The sequence below is a fragment of the Pseudomonas sp. p21 genome, assembly GCF_001642705.1.
Classification (GTDB): Bacteria; Pseudomonadota; Gammaproteobacteria; order Pseudomonadales; family Pseudomonadaceae; genus Aquipseudomonas.
Genome location: NZ_LWBV01000006.1, coordinates 120,681 through 137,331, shown reverse-complemented (window position 1 = coordinate 137,331; position 16,651 = coordinate 120,681). Strand labels below are relative to the sequence as shown.

Below are 16,651 nucleotides of genomic sequence, written 5' to 3'. Positions count from 1 at the left end.
GATGATAAAGGAAGATCGGAACCTGCGACACGCCCCGCCGGTCCAGAAAAGGGTCAGGTGGCGCAAAGCGGTCTAACCTGACCTTTCAGCCAGGTCCGTGCCGTGCGGATCGATACAGAGCGGTGCCACCGGCAAACCTTGCCAGGCACCGGTGCAGAAGGAGTTGGCAATGCCCTCGCTCGATAGCCTGAACACCCTCAGATCCCTCAAGGTCGGCGACCAGACCTACCACTACTTCAGCCTCACCGAGGCCGCCCGCCAGCTGGGCGACCTGCAGCGCCTGCCCATGTCGCTGAAGGTGCTGCTGGAAAACCTGCTGCGCTGGGAGGACGGCAAGACCGTCACCGGCGACGACCTGCGCGCTCTCGCCCAATGGCTGGGCGAGCGGCGCTCCGACCGCGAGATCCAGTACCGCCCCGCGCGGGTGCTGATGCAGGACTTCACCGGCGTGCCGGCCGTGGTCGACCTGGCCGCCATGCGCGCAGCCATGGCCAAGGCCGGTGGCGACCCGCAGCGGATCAACCCGCTGTCACCGGTAGACCTGGTGATCGACCATTCGGTGATGGTTGACCGCTACGGCACGCCGCAGGCCTTCAGCGAGAACGTCGATATCGAAATGCAGCGCAATGGCGAGCGCTACGCCTTCCTGCGCTGGGGGCAGAGCGCCTTCGACAACTTCCGCGTGGTACCGCCGGGCACCGGTATCTGCCACCAGGTCAACCTGGAATACCTGGGCCGCACCGTCTGGACCCGTGAGGCCGATGGCCGCACCTACGCCTTCCCCGACACCCTGGTCGGGACCGATTCGCACACCACCATGATCAACGGCCTGGGTGTGCTCGGCTGGGGCGTGGGCGGCATCGAAGCGGAGGCAGCCATGCTCGGCCAGCCGGTGTCGATGCTGATCCCCGAAGTGATCGGCTTCAAGCTGACCGGCAAGCTGCGCGAAGGCATCACCGCCACCGACCTGGTGCTGACGGTGACGCAGATGCTGCGCAAGAAGGGCGTGGTGGGCAAGTTCGTCGAGTTCTATGGTGATGGCCTGGCCGAGCTGCCCTTGGCCGACCGTGCGACCATCGCCAACATGGCCCCGGAATACGGCGCCACCTGCGGCTTCTTCCCGGTCGACCAGGTGACCCTGGACTACCTGCGCCTGTCAGGCCGCCCCGAAGCGACGGTACAACTGGTCGAGCAGTACTGCAAAGCCCAAGGCCTGTGGCGGCTGCCGGGCCAGGAGCCACTGTTCAGCGACAGCCTGGCGCTGGACATGCAGGAGGTCGAGGCCAGCCTGGCCGGGCCCAAGCGGCCGCAGGACCGGGTGGCCCTGGGCCAGGTCAGCCAGGCCTTCGACCACTTCATCGAACTGCAACCCAAACCGCTGGCCAAAGAGGTCAGCCGCCTGGAAAGCGAAGGTGGCGGCGGCGTGGCGGTGGGCAACGCCGACCAGGCCGGGGAGATCGACTACAGCCATCAAGGCCAGACCCACACCCTGCGCGATGGCGCCGTGGTGATTGCCGCGATCACCTCGTGCACCAATACCTCCAACCCCAGCGTGATGATGGCCGCCGGGCTGGTGGCGAAAAAGGCCCTGGAAAAAGGCCTGCAACGCAAGCCCTGGGTCAAGAGCTCGCTGGCGCCAGGCTCCAAGGTGGTCACCGACTACTTCAAGGCCGCCGGGCTCACCACCTACCTGGACCAATTGGGGTTCGACCTGGTCGGCTATGGCTGCACCACCTGCATCGGCAACTCCGGCCCTCTGGATGATGCGATCGAAAAAGCCATCGGCAGCGCCGACCTCACCGTGGCCTCGGTGTTGTCGGGCAACCGCAACTTCGAAGGCCGCGTACACCCGCTGGTCAAGACCAACTGGCTGGCCTCGCCGCCGCTGGTGGTGGCCTATGCCCTGGCCGGCAGCGTGCGCCTGGACCTGACCTGCGACCCGCTGGGCACCGGCAAGGATGGCCAGCCGGTGTACCTGCGCGACATCTGGCCCAGCCAGCAGGAAATCGCCGCCGCCGTGGCCAAGGTCGACACGGCAATGTTCCACAAGGAATACGCCGAAGTGTTCGCCGGCGATGCACAGTGGCAGGCCATCGAGGTACCGCAGGCGGCCACCTACGTATGGCAAGCCGACTCCACTTATATCCAGCACCCACCATTCTTCGACGACATCGGCGGGCCACCCCCGCAGATCACCGACATCCAGGGTGCGCGGATCCTGGCGCTGCTGGGTGACTCGGTGACCACCGACCACATTTCCCCGGCCGGCAACATCAAGGCCGACAGCCCGGCCGGGCGCTACCTGCGCGAGCAGGGCGTGGAGCCACGCGACTTCAATTCCTACGGCTCGCGGCGTGGCAACCATGAAGTGATGATGCGCGGCACCTTCGCCAACATCCGCATCCGCAATGAAATGCTGGCGGGCGAAGAAGGCGGCAATACCCTGCACGTGCCCAGTGGCGAGAAGCTGTCGATCTACGACGCGGCCATGCGCTATCAGCAAGAAGGCACCCCGCTGGTGGTGATCGCCGGCCAGGAATACGGCACCGGTTCGAGCCGCGACTGGGCGGCCAAGGGCACCAACCTGCTGGGGGTCAAGGCGGTGCTGGCGGAAAGCTTCGAGCGCATTCACCGATCCAACCTGGTTGGCATGGGTGTGCTGCCATTGCAGTTCAAGGCCGGGCACAACCGTAAGCAACTGGGGCTGACCGGCAAGGAGCGGATCGATGTGCTGGGCTTGAACGGCGCACAGATTCGCCCGGGCATGAGCCTGCCATTGCGCATCACCCGCGAGGATGGGCAGCAGGAACAGATCGAAGTGCTATGCCGGATCGATACCCTGAATGAAGTGGAGTACTTCAAGGCGGGGGGGATATTGCATTATGTGTTGCGCCAGCTGATTGCGGGCTGAGGCGGGTATGCTTGGGGCCGCTTGTAGGAGCGGCCTTGTGTCGCGATGGGGCGCGCAGCGGCCCCACTCGATTTCGGCAGCGAAGCTGAGATGTGGGGCCGCTCCGCGCCCCATCGCGACACAAGGCCGCTCCTACAGGTGACGCGTAGCGCTCCCAATTCTGTTTACCCGAGAAGGACCACTCGTGCCCCGCTCCCACCTGCTCGCCCTGCTCCTGCTGGCGCTCGGCTACACCCTCGGCCTGGCCCACGGCAACCTCGGCATCGCCACCCTGCCCACCTTCCTCGCCCTGCTCACCAGCGCCCTGCTTGCTCGTCGCCCGCAGCGCTGGCTACAAGCCCTGGGCCACACGTTGTTCATCCTGCTGGCCATCGCCCTGGCACTGCACTGGCTGCCCGGTTTCAACTCAGCCAAGGTCTTCGACAGCGTCATCTTCAGCCCCGGCGCTCTGCCCTTCACGATGTACCTGAACCTGGACAAACCGCTGATCGGCGCCTGGCTGCTGCTGGCCTGCCCTTGGCTGATCCTGTGGCGCAGCCAGGGCCTGGTGACCAGTCTGCTGTACGCCCTGCCCCTGACCCTGCTTGCCTGCCTGGGTGGTGCCTGGGCACTTGGCATGCTGGCCTGGGCCCCGAAATGGCCCGAGCAGGCCTGGCTCTGGCTGCTGAACAACCTGCTGCTGGTAAGCCTGACCGAAGAACTGCTGTTCCGCGGTTACATCCAGGCCGGCCTGCAACGGTTGTTGCGCCACCAAGGGCTGGCATTGTTCGCCGCCGCCTTGCTGTTCGGCCTGGCCCACCTGGGGGCCGGCTGGCAATGGGGGTACCTGGCCACCCTTGCCGGTATCGGCTACGGCCTGGCGTACCGCTGGGGCGGCGTGGCGGCCGCGGTGCTCTGCCATTTCGGCCTGAACCTGGTGCACTTCACCCTATTCAGTTATCCGATGCTGGCTCTTGGCTAGCCAATCGGTCATCATTCGACTTATAGGTCATTAAACAGCAGTAAAAACGCAATAATGACGCTAACTTTCTTGAACGTGCTCGCTGACTAATCCATACAAAATGATGGCTTATTGCCACAGATCAAGCACGTTAAATATTCATTCAATAAAACCAGCGACTTGCCGATACCTGTCGAAAGCCCTGCGGACTATCAACCCATGCGTAACAACCAGCCGATTACCCAGAGAGAACGGACTTTCCCTGCCCAGCAGCGGTTGATCTCCACCACCAATGCCAAAGGTGTGATCACTTACTGCAACGATGCCTTCATCGAGATCAGTGGTTTCACCCGCGAGGAGCTGACCGGTGCGCCGCACAACCTGGTACGCCACCCCGACGTGCCGCCTGCCGTGTTCGCCCACATGTGGCAAACCCTCAAGCAAGGGCAGCCGTGGATGGGCATCGTCAAAAACCGCTGCAAGTCCGGCGACCACTACTGGGTCAACGCCTATGTCACGCCGATCTTCGACAACAATCAGGTCGTCGGCTTCGAGTCGGTGCGGGTCAAGCCCACCGCCGAACAAGTCCGCCGTGCCGAGGCGCTGTACCAGCGCATCAACCAGGGCAAGCCGCCGGTACCGCGCCGGGACAAGTGGCTGCCGGTACTGCAGGACTGGCTGCCGTTCATCCTGATCAGCCAGGTGGGCTTCCTGATCGGCAACTGGCTGGGCCATTCCTGGGGCTTCGCCCTGGCCGCCGGGCTTTCCGTACCGCTGGGCCTGCTGGGCCTGGGCTGGCAGCAGCGCGGCCTCAAGCGCCTGCTGCGCCTGGCCGAACAGACCACCTCCGACCCGCTGATCGCGCAGATGTTCACCGACAGCCGTGGCGTGCAGGCGCGCCTGGAAATGGCCATGCTCAGCCAGGACGCGCGCATGAAAACCTGCCTGACCCGCCTGCAGGACAGCGCCGAACACCTCAGCGAACAGGCGCGCCAGTCCGATGTCCTGGCACACAAGAGCTCTTCGGGCCTGGAACGCCAGCGGGTGGAGACCGAGCAGGTCGCCGCTGCGGTCAACCAGATGGCCGCCACCACCCAGGAAGTGGCCAACCACGTGCAGCGCACTGCCGATGCCACCCAGGAAGCCAACCGCCTGACCAGCCAGGGCCGGCAGATTGCCGGAGAAACCCGCGAGGCCATCGAACGCCTGTCGGCAGCGGTAGGCGAGACCGGCCAGACAGTGACGCAACTGGCCAAGGACAGCGACGAGATTGGTGGCGTGGTCGATGTGATCAAGGGCATCGCCGACCAGACCAACCTGCTGGCGCTGAACGCGGCCATCGAAGCGGCACGAGCCGGTGAAATGGGCCGTGGCTTTGCCGTGGTGGCTGACGAAGTACGCCAGCTGGCCCAGCGCACCGCCGAGTCCACCGGGCAGATCCACGGCCTGATCGCCAAGCTGCAACAAACCGCCAGCAATGCCGTGCTGACCATGGAAACCGGCCATCGCCAGGCGCAGGAAGGCGTCGACCGTGTGATGCAGGCCGACGAGGCCCTGGTTGGCATCAGCGAAGCGGTGGCCAACATCACCGACATGGCCACACAGATTGCCGCCGCAACCGAGGAGCAGACTGCAGTGGCTGACGAGATCAGCCGCAACATCAGCACCATTGCCGAACTGGCCGACCAGACCGCCGAACAGGCGCAGCACTCGGCACTGCTCAGCGAAGAGCTGACCAGCACGGCAGGTACCCAGTACTCGCTGGTGGAGCGCTTCAACCGCTAGGGCAGCTTCCAAAGGTACGGCATGCACTTTTTACGTGCGCCGTACTTGTGGGAGTAAATGTCTTGCTCAAGATCTAAAAGATTGCGTGGTCACTGTGGGAGCGGGTTCACCCGCGAACACCGGCGAAGCCGGTGCCATCTACCGCGCAGGCTTCTTCGCGGGTGAACCCGCTCCCACAGGGGACCGCGCAAGCTTTCAGAGTGCATTTACAGCAGTTGTTCCTGCGATGAGCGTGTGAGCATTACCAGTCCAGCTGCAAGCGGCTCTCGAAGTAGCGCTCTTCCCCACTCAGCGGGTCTGCAAAACGCAGGCTCTGCGCCAGCAGTTTCAGCGGCCGCTGGTAGTCGTCCTCGTCGTTGAGCAGTTGCGGATAGAAGGGATCATTGCTGATCCCCGCCCCCAATGCCGCCATGTGCACGCGCAACTGATGGGTCTTGCCGGTCACCGGCGACAACCCGTAACGCCACAGCTCGCCATTCTTCTCCAGCACTTCGGCCAGGGTTTCGCTGTTGGCCTCCCCTTCTACCTCATGCATGCGGAAAAACGGCTCGCCATGCACCAGGCGGCTTTTGTGCACCAGCGGAAATTCATGCTGCGGCATGGCCGCGGCAATGGCCTGGTAGCGCTTGTCGATGCGTCGTTCGGGGAACAGCCGCTGGTAGGCACTGCGGCTCTGCGGGTTGGCGGAAAACAGCACAAGCCCGGCGGTATGCCGGTCGATACGGTGCAACGGCACCAGGTGCGGGTTGCCCAGGCGGCGGATCAGGCGGCGCAGCAAGGTCTGCTCGACGTATTCCCCGGTCGGCGTCACTGGCAGGAAATGCGGTTTGTCGGCCACCACCAAGTGCTCATCCACATGCAGCACCGACTCCTGCACCGGGATCGACCGCTCGTTCGGCACTTCGCGGAAGTAGTGCAAACGCATGCCGCGCTTGTAGGGCAGCTCGGCCGACACCGCCCGCCCCTCGGCATCCAGCACCCGACCACGGGCAAAGCGGTCGAGCCATTGGGCCCGATCAATGGCCTTGAAATGGTCACACAGGCAGTCGAGCACTGTCGCCCAGTTACCGGGTGGCAGGCACACCGTGCTGGCTTGCTGGCGGGCGGGGTCGAAAGGCGTGGTCATGGCAGGGCTCGAAACGTTCACGGCCGCGCATTATCCCCCAAGCCCACGCCATCAACCAGCCTGGGCCATCGCCTCGCTGCGCTCCTTGAGCCAGCGCAGTACCTGCACGGGCTCCCAGCGGCCCGGGTCGTAGAGGGCATACAGCACCCCCTGGTAACCCACCACATCCAGCCCACGGTGGTAGCCGGCACGCTGGAACAAGGCCTCGATCTCGGCGAAGCAGGTATTGAAGTGGACCTTGCCGAACGGCGTGCGGTCGTCGGTCACCAGGCCTTCGAGGCGCAGTTCCAGAACGGCGTCGGCCACCCGCTCGACGGGCATGCGGTTGACGCTGTACTTGAGTTGCTCGACATTGAGCATGGCTTCACCTTGATACTGTACTTATATACAGCATACGAACATCCCCTTGCTGGCGTCAATGCGCTTCATTGCAGCCCCGGCAGGTAGCCGCTGCCTTTGCGAATGGTCAACACCTGCCGCCGCGGCGTGTCGCGCGTTACCGACAGGTGCACCCACCTGTCGAATTCCAGGATGAGTTGATCGAAGGGCACGGCACTTTCGCTGATCCGCCGCACAGTTTCCCGCGGGCTGACTTCGATCACCGTGAAGTCTGCCGCCAGCCCCATTACATGCTGGCTATTGGAGGCACCGCCAATTGCCCGGTTGACCCTCTCACTGCGGTAACCGCTGCTGACGATGATTGGCGCGTCGAACAGTGCCCGCACCTTTTCCAGCGCACAACACAGCAATTGGAGGTTGGCCCTGGCTTCAGGGGGGGGTGTGTTATCGAACCCGTCCCTGGCGGCGAGTTGGGAAACGATCATTTCATCAAGCGTGAAATGCGGGGTGATCAACATGGCAAGGCTCCCGATGACTGAATGTGGCACGGGATCATCAGCTCACATGCATCACCTTGGAGCAGGGTTGCAGCTCCTCTGGAGCCATTACTGCGCGAGAAACGCCACCACTTGTTCGGCATCGAACGGCCAGTGCAGTTCGGCGCCGTTGTCACAGCGGCGCAGCACGGGAATGATCAGGCCATAGCGTTCGAACAGGGCTTCGTTCTCGGCAATGTCGACCAGCTCCACCAGCAGGCCATGATCGACGAAGGGCATCAGCACGGCCTCGGCCACTTCACACAGGTGGCAGCCGAGGGTGCCGAACAGTTGGCATTCAGGCAGCATGGGGGCAAGTCCGGTTTGGCAGGGAGAAAGCCTATTCTAGGTCCGTCCTGCCCACCGTGCACCTGACCTGGCTCAATCCTGGCTGGTGGCGCCGATCCGGTGCAGCGACAGGTCTGCCCCCTGGAACTCCTGCTCATGGCTCAAGCGCAGGCCATGCAGCGCGCGGATCGCACCGTAGACGGCGAAACCACCGGCCAATGCCACCAGCACACCCATCAGGCTGCCCAGCAACTGGCTGGCCAGGCTGACGCCGCCCATGCCGCCCAGGGCCACCTGGCCGAACACGCCGCAGGCAATGCCCCCCCATACTCCGCACAGGCCATGCAACGGCCACACCCCCAGCACATCGTCGATCTTCCAGCGGTTCTGTGCCGCGGTGAAGGTCCAGACAAACAGCGCGCCCGCCACCAGACCGGTGGCCAGCGCACCGATCGGGTGCATCAGGTCGGAGCCGGCACACACTGCCACCAGCCCGGCCAGCGGCCCGTTATGCAGGAAGCCCGGGTCGTTGCGCCCGGCCAGCAAGGCCGACAGGGTGCCACCGACCATGGCCATCAGCGAGTTGATCGCCACCAGGCCGCTGACGCCCTGCAGGGTCTGGGCACTCATGACGTTGAAGCCGAACCAGCCGATGATCAGGATCCACGATCCCAATGCCAGGAAGGGAATGCTCGACGGCGCAAACGCCACCAGCCGGCCATCGCGGTAGCGTCCACGGCGCGCCCCCAGCAGCAGCACCGCCGCCAGCGCCAGCCAGCCGCCCATGGCATGCACCACCACCGAGCCGGCAAAGTCATGGAACGGCGCGCCGAAGCGTGCCTGCAACCAGGCCTGTACGCCCAGGTTGCCGTTCCACACCACACCCTCGAAGAACGGGTAGATGAACGCCACGATCAACGCCGTGGCACACAGTTGCGGCACGAAGCGCGCCCGCTCGGCGATGCCCCCGGAGATGATCGCCGGGATCGCCGCGGCGAAGGTCAGCAGGAAGAAGCACTTGACCAGTGCATAGCCATGGTCGGCCGCCAGTGCCGCCGCTGGCTGGAAGAAGCTGACCCCGTAGGCGATCCAGTAGCCGATGAAGAAGTACACCAACGCCGAGATGGCGAAGTCGCTGAGGATCTTCGACAAGGCGTTGACCTGGTTCTTGTAGCGCACCGTGCCCACTTCGAGAAACGCGAAGCCGGCATGCATGGCCAGCACCAGAATGGCACCCATGAGAATGAACAGGGTGTTGGAACCGTGGACCAGGGAGTCCATCGCGCTGTGCATGTTTTCCATGAAATAGGCAGACCTGCTGAAAAAGGCACCAGGACAGTTCAAGAACCTGCATCCCTGCACCGAATCGGTGCCAGCCCCCTGCCCTGTTTCGGTGAGCCGGGCGGAGCCTGCGTGGTTTTTTCTTGGGTTTGTCGTGGATTGGGTTAAGGTTTATCGGTATCCGCTGCGCTGGCGCCCTGTATCGGCGCAATACCCGACCGGGGCGCCCCGCAACGTGGCAAAGCCTTAGCAAGGCCCATACCAGCGCCGGCACTTGAACCTTCCGCGCGTGCTATCACTCGAACTACCAACACTCATAGACAGGGAGACACCCATGGCCAGCAAATCGGCAAAGACTGCACAAGAGATATTGATGGCTGACTTCCAGGCACTGGTCCGCGACACCGAGAAACTGCTGGCCGACACCGCCAACCTGGCCGGCGACCAGGCAGACGAGTTGCGTGAACAGATCCACGACCGCCTGGCCCAGGCCCGCGAAACATTGCAACTGACCCAGGACTCGGTGCGTGAGCGCGGCCAGGCAGCGCTGGGCAGTGCCGAGCAGTACGTGCAGGAAAAACCGTGGCAGGCGATCGGCATTGCCGCTGGCGTCGGCCTGTTGATCGGCCTGCTGGCCAACCGGCGCTAAGGGGTCCCCATGGAGAATGACGCCAACGGCGCCAGCGCCTCGGGCAAGCGCCTGGGCGCGGCTGCGCTGGGGCTGCTGCACAGCCATATCGAACTGTTCGGCATCGAGTTGCAGGAGCAGAAGGGCCGCACCTTGAGCCTGCTGCTGTTCGCCGGCCTAGCCCTGGTTTTTGCCCTGCTGCTGCTGACGGCACTGTCCGGGCTGTTGCTGGTGCTGCTGTGGGACAGCTATCGCCTGGCCGGCATCATTGGCCTGTGCGTGTTCTACGGCATCGCTGCGCTGTACTGCGGGTTGCGCCTGAAGGCAGCGGTGTTCGACGAGTCGTCGCCCTTTGGCGCCACCCTCGAGGAACTCGCCAAGGACCGGGAGCGCCTGTTGCCATGAGCCTGCCAGAACTGCCAAACACCCGTAACCCGCGTGAACTGCGCAAGGCGTTGCTGCGCCTGCGCATGGAAATGCACCGCCAGGAAATCCGCCACGAGTCCGCGCAGCTGCTGAAGCCGCTGCGCCGCGTGCGCGGCATGGGCAACTCGCTACACGAAGGGCTGGGCATCAAGCATGCACCGCTGTGGGGGATTGGCGCCGTGGTGGCGCTGGGCTTCCTCACCGGCAAGGGCGTGCGCAGCGGCAACCTGGCGCGGCTGTTGCGTCTGGGCACCAGCCTGCTGCCGCTGCTGCGCCTGTACCTGCAAGGCAACCGCCGCCCCTGAGCGTTTTCCGTCGACTGCACCGGCCCTATCGCCGGCAAGCCGGCTCCCACCTCGACCGCATCGGCCTCAAGCCATGTGCAATCCCTGTGGGAGCTGGTTTGCCGGCGATAGGGCCATTGCAGGCTTACCCCTTGCGCTGCCCTTCCGGACACCGGAAGCTATACCCCTCGATCCACAGGAGACCGCGCCTTGGACTGGCACACCCTGCTAACCCGCGAACGCCTGGGCAAAGCCCTGTACAGCGCCGATGAACTCGGGCGCAGCCCCTTCCACAAAGACCACGACCGCATCATCTTCTCCGGTGCCTTCCGCCGCCTAGGGCGCAAGACCCAAGTGCACCCGGTTTCCAGCAACGACCATATCCACACCCGCCTGACCCACTCGCTGGAAGTCAGCTGCGTCGGCCGCTCGCTGGGCATGCGCGTCGGCGAAACCCTGCGCGACAGCCTGCCGGACTGGTGCGCCCCCAGCGACCTGGGAATGATCGTGCAGTCGGCCTGCCTGGCCCACGACATCGGCAACCCCCCGTTCGGCCACTCTGGCGAAGACGCCATCCGCCACTGGTTCCAACAGGCCGCCGGGCGTGGCTGGCTGGACGACATGAGCGACGACGAGCGCGCCGACTTCCTCAACTTCGAAGGCAACGCCCAGGGCTTTCGCGTACTCACCCAGCTGGAGTACCACCAGTTCGATGGCGGTACCCGGCTGACCTATGCCACCCTCGGCACCTACCTGAAGTACCCGTGGAGCGCGCGCCACGCCGACGCCCTGGGCTACAAGAAGCACAAATTCGGCAGTTACCAGAGCGAACTGCCGCTGCTCGAGCAGATCGCCCGCAAGCTCGGCCTGCCGCAACTGGAACACCAGCGCTGGGCGCGCCACCCGCTGGTCTACCTGATGGAAGCCGCAGATGACATCTGCTACGCGCTGATCGACCTGGAAGACGGCCTGGAAATGGAGCTGCTGCAATATGCCGAAGTCGAAGCGCTGCTGCTCGACCTGGTCGGTGATGACCTGCCGGAAACCTACCGCCAGCTCGGCCCTGGCGACTCCCGGCGGCGCAAGCTGGCGATCCTGCGCGGCAAGGCCATCGAGCACCTGACCAACGCTGCCGCCCACGCCTTCGTCGAGCAGCAGCAGGCCTTGCTGGCCGGGCAACTGGCGGGCGACCTGGTCGAGCACATGCACGGCCCGGCCAAGCGCTGTGTGCTGCAGGCCAAGGACATGGCACGCAACAAGATCTTCCAGGACAAGCGCAAGACCCTGCACGAGATCGGCGCCTACACCACTCTGGAGATTCTGCTCAACACCTTCTGTGGCGCCGCCCTCGAACAGCACGGTGGGCGCACGCCCTCGTTCAAGAGCCGCCGGGTACTGGACCTGATCGGCAACAATGCCCCCGACCCGCACGGTTCGCTGCACAGTGCCTTCCTGCGCATGATCGACTTCATCGCCGGAATGACCGACAGCTATGCCAGCGAAATGGCCCGGGAAATGACCGGGCGCTCCAGCCCGACCTGAGCCTGCCGGTGCCGCCCGGGCATCGCCCGGAGCTGCACCGTGTATTGTGGGAAACTTCCTACATATACTGGAGACAAGTTAAACAGCACGAATAAAAATCAATGAAAAGTTACCAATCACGTTTTGACATCGAGTAAAACGCGCCTGTTTCGTAGCCCGTTTTGTTTTATCTTGTAAGCCATTTCCCATATAGGGCTAATAGCCCTTCCTCGCATGCCCGATGACTTCCAACTGCGATAAGGTTCCGCCTGTCACCCTCAGTCGCCCGTAGGGAAGTTGAACATGCATTCCATATTTATTGTCGACGACCATCCCGTCATCCGCCTGGCCGTCCGTATGTTGCTGGAGAACCAGAATTACAAGGTTGTCGGCGAGTCGGACAACGGCGTGGACGCCATGCAGATGATCCGCGAAACCGCTCCCGACCTGGTCATCCTCGACATCAGCATCCCCAAGCTAGACGGGCTGGAGGTGCTTGCCCGCTTCCAGGCCATGGCCCTGCCCCTGAAGGTGCTGGTACTGACTGCGCAGTCTCCCGCATTGTTTGCGGTGCGCTGCATGCACTCGGGTGCCGCGGGCTACGTGTGCAAGCAGGAAGACCTGAGCGAGCTGCTCAGTGCAATCAAGGCCGTGCTGGCCGGTTACAACTACTTCCCCAGCCAGGCAATAAAGCATAACCAGGCGGTAGATGCCGACCTGCAACTTTTCCGTCAGGTGAATGACCGCGAACTGATGGTGCTGCAACTCTTCGCCCAAGGCCGCAGCAACAAGGAAATTGCCAAGGGCATGTTCCTCAGCAGCAAGACCGTCAGCACCTACAAGAAGCGCCTCATGCACAAACTTCAGGTCAATACACTGGTCGACCTGATCGAAATGGCCAAACGCAACGCGCTGGTCTGAGGGTCGTCATGGCGCGCCCTATCGTTCGCCTGCTGCTCACCCTGCTCCTGCTCAGCGGCGTGGCACAGGCTACCCATCACGAGGCCTCGTCCTATGCCTTGCTGGCACGGTCATCGGCCAGGCCGGCACCGCCTACACTCACGGACGAACAACGGCAATGGCTCGAAAGCCGTCAGGAACTGGTGCTGGGTACCTCGGCACCGGACTACCCGCCGTTCGACATCACCAGTGGCGGCCGCGACTACCAGGGCCTTACCGCCGAGTACGCGAGCCTGATCGGCAAGGCCCTGCAGTTGCCCGTGCGGGTGCTGCGCTTTTCCAGCCGGCAGGCGGCGGTGGAGGCGCTGCGGCACGGTGATATAGACCTGCTTGGCAGCGCCAATGGCTACGAAGCTACCAACGATGGCCTGGCGCTGTCGCACCCCTATGCCATCGACCAACCGGTGCTGGTAACGCGCGAGGACGAAAGCCGGGCGCTGGACATGGGCCTGGCCGGCATGCGCCTGGGCATGCTCTACCACTATCTGCCCAGGCAGGAGGTGAACAGGGCCTACCCCAAGGCCGAACTGCTGGCCTTCGGCTCGTCCAGCCAGGCCCTGAATGCCGTGGCGTTCGGCCAGGCCGACGTGTTCATCGGCGATACCATTTCCACCCACTACCAACTCAATCGCAGCCACCTGCCGCGCCTGCGCATGGCCAGTTTCGGCAAGCACGAAGCCATCGGCTTCGGTTTTGCCCTGCGCCACCAGGACAAGCTGCTGATGGAGTTGGTAAACGCCACCCTGGACAACCAGACCCCGGCCATACGCGCCAGCATCTTCAAGCGCTGGAGTGCCGGTAGCGACCTGCTGCTGACCGACCGCAGGCTGCAACTGACCGACGCCGAACAACAATGGCTGCAGGACCATCCGGTGATGCGCGTGGCGATCGATGAAACCGCTGCACCGGTTTCCTATTTCGATGGCTCGGGGCATTTTCGCGGTATCACCGCCGACCTGCTCGAGCTCATTCGCCTGCGCACTGGCTTGCGTTTCGAAGTGCAGCGCGCCAGCGGCCTCGCCGACATGATTGCCCGCCTCAAGGATGGCCGCGCCGATGTCATCGCCGCACTGGCCACCGGCGGGGTGAGCGAAGACGACCTGCAAATCAGCCGGCCCTACCTGGAAAGCGCCTATGTGCTGGTCAGCCGCAAGGACAAAAGGCCCTTCACCTCGCTGGAGCAGCTGCAGGGGCATCGCATCGCCATTACCCGCTACAGTGCCATGGACGCCATGCTGTCGCGGCACTATCCACAAATCGGCTGGGTCGAGACCGAAAGCGCGTACTATTCCGTGGCGTTGCTCAACAGCGGTGCCGTCGATGCAGTGATCACCACCTTGATCGACGCCAACCACGCCCTGGCCGGCAACCCCGAACTGGTCATCCGAACCACCGTCGGCAGCGAACCTGCCAACTTCGCCATGGCCACCAGTGCCTCGTCCCAGGCGCTGGTGTCGATCCTCGACAAGGCGCTGCTGAGCATCTCGCCGGAAGAACTGGGGGTAATCAACAACCGCTGGCGCGGCTTCAGCCTGCACGAGGATGGCAACGACCAGGGTTATCGCCGGCTGGCGATACAGGTGGTACTGGGCACCGCCGTACTGTTGCTGCTGGCCTTGCTGTGGAACGCTCGCCTGCGCCTGCAGATTCGCCAGCGGCAACGCGCCGAACGGGCGCTGAACGACCAGTTGGCGTTCATGCGCGCCCTGCTCAACGGCACGCCCCACCCCATGTACGTGCGGGACCGCGAAGGCTGCCTGCAAAGCTGCAACTACAGCTACCTGGAAGCCGTGCAGGCCCGCTCCGACGAGGTCATCGGCAAACAACTGGAGGGCAGCCTGTTCGCCGATTGCGAGCAGACCCGGCAGATCCACGCCGATTACCTGAAGGTGATGGCCGAAGGCTCGCCGCTGATCATGGACCGGCCGCTACGGATCAAGGGCCGCGAGATGACCATCTACCACTGGATTCTGCCGTACCGCGACTCACTGGGTGAGGTGCAGGGCATCATCGGTGGCTGGATCGACATCAGCGATCGCCGCCACCTGGTCATGGAACTGCGCCAGGCCAAGCAGCAGGCCGACGATGCCAACCGCGCCAAAAGCACGTTCCTGGCTACCATCAGCCACGAAATCCGTACCCCGATGAATGCAGTCATCGGCATGCTCGAGTTGGCAGTCAAGCGTGCCGACCAAGGCCGGGTAGATCGCGGCGCGCTGGAGCTGGCCCACCATTCGGCCAAGGACCTGCTGGGCCTGATCGGCGATATCCTCGACATCGTGCGCATCGAGTCCGGGCATTTGTCCCTCGCCCCGGAGGCCGTCGACCTGGCGGCCCTGGTCGAATCGGTGGGGCGCATTTTCGAGGGCCAGGCGCGGCAGAAAGGCCTGGCCCTGGAGGTGATGATCGCGCCGGCCGCACGCTGCCATGCGCTGCTCGACCCGCTGCGTTTCAAACAGGTACTGTGCAACCTGGTGAGCAACGCCATCAAGTTCACCGAGCATGGCCAGGTGCGCATCTGCGTCAACCTGGTGGTGGACGGCACCAGTGCCCCCGCAGTGCTGGAGCTGGAAGTGCGCGACAGTGGCATCGGCATCCACCCCGACGACCTGCAACGCCTGTTCAACCCGTTCATCCAGGCCAACCCACATAGCCAGGGCGCCCGCGCGGGTACCGGGCTGGGCCTGGCCATCTGTCGCAACCTGTGCGAAATGATGGGCGGCAGCCTGACCATCAAGAGCCTGGAGGATGTCGGCACCCAGGTGCGCCTGAAGATGCCGCTGCAGCGGGTTGATGGCGCAGCGCAGCCGGCCCCGCTGATCGAGAACCTCGACGTGCCCGACCCACGGCTGAACGTACTGGTGATCGACGACCACCCGGCCAACCTGCAACTGATGGCACAGCAGCTTGGCTACCTGGGCCTGGAGCACACCAGCGCCCGCGACGGTCGCGAAGGCCTGGCTACCTGGCGGGCGGGCGATTTCGATGTGCTGGTGCTCGACTGCAACATGCCGCACATGAACGGCTACCAGCTGGCCACCGCCGTGCGTACCGAAGAACGCCATGGCAAGCGGCCGCGCTGCACCATTCTTGGCTACACCGCCAACGCGCAGCCGGAGGTACGCCGCAAGTGCCTGAGCGCCGGCATGGACGACTGCCTGCTCAAGCCTATCAGCCTGGGCACGCTCAGCCAGCGCTTGGCCGGCATCCGCCCGCGCCGCCAGCAAAAACGGCGGCGCAAGCTGTACCACCTGGACGGCCTTGCCGCAGTGGTCGGGCATGACCCGATCGACCGCCAGCGCTTCCTGCAGGCCTTGCAACAGAGCCTGCAAGCCGATCTGGCCACCTTGATGGCACTGCATCCGCAGCACGACAGCGCTGCCATTGCCGAACAGGCGCACAAGGTGCTCAGCGCCGCGCGTATGCTGGAAGCCCCCGAGCTGATGACGGCCTGCGAAGCCCTGGAGGCCAGCGGCTTGCCCATCGCCCAGTTACGCCTGCGGCGCCAGGCACTGGCGCGGCATATGTGCCGGGTAGAACGCGCCCTGGCCAAGGAACTGGCCACAGGTACCTGCACACAGGCAGGCAGCCAGGCGTGTTAACTGGTAGACTGCGCGGCGTTATTA

General features: G+C 64.1%; 14 protein-coding genes. 9 read left to right on the top strand and 5 right to left on the bottom strand.

Annotated features, from left to right (window positions below; translation table 11 throughout):
* Nucleotides 1–169 precede the first annotated feature (169 nt).
* The 3 genes from acnA to A4C63_RS17985 all read left to right on the top strand — a co-directional run bounded on the left by acnA (nucleotide 170) and on the right by A4C63_RS17985 (nucleotide 5,636).
* A complete protein-coding gene (gene acnA / locus A4C63_RS17995; protein WP_063913877.1) occupies nucleotides 170–2,911 on the top strand; it encodes an aconitate hydratase AcnA in 2,742 nt (913 codons plus the stop codon).
* A gap of 184 nt (nucleotides 2,912–3,095) precedes the next feature.
* A complete protein-coding gene (locus A4C63_RS17990) occupies nucleotides 3,096–3,872 on the top strand; it encodes a CPBP family intramembrane glutamic endopeptidase (RefSeq protein ID WP_063913876.1) in 777 nt (258 codons plus the stop codon).
* Between the two features lie 198 nt (nucleotides 3,873–4,070).
* Nucleotides 4,071–5,636: a PAS domain-containing methyl-accepting chemotaxis protein gene (locus A4C63_RS17985; RefSeq protein WP_063913875.1), complete on the top strand. Its 1,566-nt coding sequence runs from the start codon at nucleotides 4,071–4,073 to the stop codon at nucleotides 5,634–5,636.
* Between the two features lie 241 nt (nucleotides 5,637–5,877).
* On the opposite strand, the gene A4C63_RS17980 is transcribed toward A4C63_RS17985, so the two are convergent.
* From A4C63_RS17980 to A4C63_RS17960, 5 genes are all read right to left on the bottom strand, one after another.
* Nucleotides 5,878–6,762 carry a pseudouridine synthase gene (locus A4C63_RS17980; protein ID WP_063913874.1) on the bottom strand — a complete coding sequence of 295 codons (885 nt, stop codon included), beginning with the start codon at nucleotides 6,760–6,762 and terminating at the stop codon, nucleotides 5,878–5,880.
* A gap of 51 nt (nucleotides 6,763–6,813) precedes the next feature.
* Nucleotides 6,814–7,122, bottom strand: a complete 309-nt coding sequence (locus tag A4C63_RS17975) for a hypothetical protein (protein ID WP_063913873.1) — start codon at nucleotides 7,120–7,122, stop codon at nucleotides 6,814–6,816.
* Between the two features lie 65 nt (nucleotides 7,123–7,187).
* On the bottom strand, nucleotides 7,188–7,619 hold the full coding sequence (locus tag A4C63_RS17970) for a D-Ala-D-Ala carboxypeptidase family metallohydrolase (protein WP_063913872.1): 432 nt from the start codon (nucleotides 7,617–7,619) through the stop codon (nucleotides 7,188–7,190).
* Between the two features lie 87 nt (nucleotides 7,620–7,706).
* Nucleotides 7,707–7,946 carry a glutaredoxin family protein gene (locus A4C63_RS17965; protein WP_063913871.1) on the bottom strand — a complete coding sequence of 80 codons (240 nt, stop codon included), beginning with the start codon at nucleotides 7,944–7,946 and terminating at the stop codon, nucleotides 7,707–7,709.
* 72 nt (nucleotides 7,947–8,018) lie between these two features.
* Nucleotides 8,019–9,227, bottom strand: a complete 1,209-nt coding sequence (locus A4C63_RS17960; protein WP_063913870.1) for an ammonium transporter — start codon at nucleotides 9,225–9,227, stop codon at nucleotides 8,019–8,021.
* Between the two features lie 313 nt (nucleotides 9,228–9,540).
* Here A4C63_RS17960 and A4C63_RS17955 point away from each other — a divergent pair, with 313 nt between their 5' ends.
* The 6 genes from A4C63_RS17955 (at nucleotide 9,541) to A4C63_RS17930 (ending at nucleotide 16,627) form a co-directional block, all read left to right on the top strand.
* Nucleotides 9,541–9,855 (top strand): YqjD family protein, encoded by a 315-nt coding sequence (locus A4C63_RS17955; protein WP_063913869.1) that lies wholly within the window; start codon nucleotides 9,541–9,543, stop codon nucleotides 9,853–9,855.
* 9 nt (nucleotides 9,856–9,864) lie between these two features.
* A complete protein-coding gene (locus A4C63_RS17950; RefSeq protein WP_013971683.1) occupies nucleotides 9,865–10,239 on the top strand; it encodes a phage holin family protein in 375 nt (124 codons plus the stop codon).
* Nucleotides 10,236–10,565: a hypothetical protein gene (locus A4C63_RS17945; RefSeq protein WP_063913868.1), complete on the top strand. Its 330-nt coding sequence runs from the start codon at nucleotides 10,236–10,238 to the stop codon at nucleotides 10,563–10,565. The genes A4C63_RS17950 and A4C63_RS17945 overlap by 4 nt, the downstream gene beginning before the upstream one ends.
* 189 nt (nucleotides 10,566–10,754) lie before the next feature.
* The gene (locus A4C63_RS17940) at nucleotides 10,755–12,086 is read left to right on the top strand and encodes a deoxyguanosinetriphosphate triphosphohydrolase (RefSeq protein ID WP_063913867.1); all 1,332 of its coding nucleotides are present in this window, start codon (nucleotides 10,755–10,757) and stop codon (nucleotides 12,084–12,086) included.
* A gap of 282 nt (nucleotides 12,087–12,368) precedes the next feature.
* Complete coding sequence (locus A4C63_RS17935) at nucleotides 12,369–12,986, top strand: response regulator transcription factor (protein ID WP_063913866.1); 618 nt, start codon at nucleotides 12,369–12,371, stop codon at nucleotides 12,984–12,986.
* A gap of 8 nt (nucleotides 12,987–12,994) precedes the next feature.
* A complete protein-coding gene (locus A4C63_RS17930; RefSeq protein WP_063913865.1) occupies nucleotides 12,995–16,627 on the top strand; it encodes an ATP-binding protein in 3,633 nt (1,210 codons plus the stop codon).
* The last annotated feature ends 24 nt before the right edge of the window (nucleotides 16,628–16,651 follow it).

Excerpts from the sequence above, each read along its gene's own strand:
- A4C63_RS17955 (WP_063913869.1), top strand. The coding sequence starts at position 9,541 with ATGGCCAGCAAATCGGCAAAGACTGCACAAGAGATATTGATGGCTGAC.
- A4C63_RS17970 (WP_063913872.1), bottom strand. The coding sequence starts at position 7,619 with ATGTTGATCACCCCGCATTTCACGCTTGATGAAATGATCGTTTCCCAA.
- A4C63_RS17965 (WP_063913871.1), bottom strand. The coding sequence starts at position 7,946 with ATGCTGCCTGAATGCCAACTGTTCGGCACCCTCGGCTGCCACCTGTGT.
- A4C63_RS17950 (WP_013971683.1), top strand. The coding sequence starts at position 9,865 with ATGGAGAATGACGCCAACGGCGCCAGCGCCTCGGGCAAGCGCCTGGGC.
- A4C63_RS17945 (WP_063913868.1), top strand. The coding sequence starts at position 10,236 with ATGAGCCTGCCAGAACTGCCAAACACCCGTAACCCGCGTGAACTGCGC.
- acnA (WP_063913877.1), top strand. The coding sequence starts at position 170 with ATGCCCTCGCTCGATAGCCTGAACACCCTCAGATCCCTCAAGGTCGGC.
- A4C63_RS17960 (WP_063913870.1), bottom strand. The coding sequence starts at position 9,227 with ATGGAAAACATGCACAGCGCGATGGACTCCCTGGTCCACGGTTCCAAC.
- A4C63_RS17975 (WP_063913873.1), bottom strand. The coding sequence starts at position 7,122 with ATGCTCAATGTCGAGCAACTCAAGTACAGCGTCAACCGCATGCCCGTC.
- A4C63_RS17930 (WP_063913865.1), top strand. The coding sequence starts at position 12,995 with ATGGCGCGCCCTATCGTTCGCCTGCTGCTCACCCTGCTCCTGCTCAGC.
- A4C63_RS17980 (WP_063913874.1), bottom strand. The coding sequence starts at position 6,762 with ATGACCACGCCTTTCGACCCCGCCCGCCAGCAAGCCAGCACGGTGTGC.
- A4C63_RS17935 (WP_063913866.1), top strand. The coding sequence starts at position 12,369 with ATGCATTCCATATTTATTGTCGACGACCATCCCGTCATCCGCCTGGCC.
- A4C63_RS17985 (WP_063913875.1), top strand. The coding sequence starts at position 4,071 with ATGCGTAACAACCAGCCGATTACCCAGAGAGAACGGACTTTCCCTGCC.